Source organism: Chromobacterium sp. ASV23 (assembly GCF_016428945.1).
Classification (GTDB): Bacteria; Pseudomonadota; Gammaproteobacteria; order Burkholderiales; family Chromobacteriaceae; genus Chromobacterium; species Chromobacterium sinusclupearum.
The window spans coordinates 1-564 of sequence record NZ_JAELTR010000159.1; the positions used below are offsets into that span (position 1 = coordinate 1).

Consider the following 564-nt stretch of genomic DNA (forward strand, 5'->3'; position numbering starts at 1 on the left):
GAGTCAATCACGCAAAAATAGAATCTGGTGTATTAGAAATTTATGGTAATGCTAGGCAAGGGACAGACATGCCTAAAATATTCAAGAAACTAAAGGAGAAGGCATGAAGAAACTAATATTATTTGCTGCATTTCTGACTGGCTTTTCTCTAATTGCAAGAGCAGAAATGATACAGGATAGCCCGTTATTTATAGACAAAGTAAAGATATCAGACAAATTGCTTGCAAAGCTAGCACATCGCAATTTTGACAATAAGCTTTTCATAAAGGATGGGCAAAAAAGGGATGTACTAAAATTCCTTGGCGAGCCTTATAATTTGGAAGATGTTTCAGGGGAGAAGAACGATATTCTAAACCTTACCGTTTCGACATATGGCATCCTTGATGATCCAAATAATGGGAAAAGCTATCATGATGTAGCGAATTGTATCTTTGTCGAGCGAAAAAACGGATGTGTTATTTATTCGGGGAGTATTAACCTTTGCGCAGGGCATTGGGATAATAAGGAATCATGGGTAACAGACGAAGGGAAAAAAATAGATTTTCTGGAGTTAAGGAATTCTGT

The 564-nt window shown here is 36.9% G+C and carries 1 protein-coding gene; it reads left to right on the forward strand.

Annotated elements, in window-relative coordinates; all coding sequences use genetic code 11:
* Positions 1 to 103: 103 nt before the first annotated feature.
* On the forward strand, positions 104 to 564 hold a 461-nt coding region (locus JHD59_RS22060), incomplete at its 3' end, for a hypothetical protein (RefSeq protein WP_199155846.1).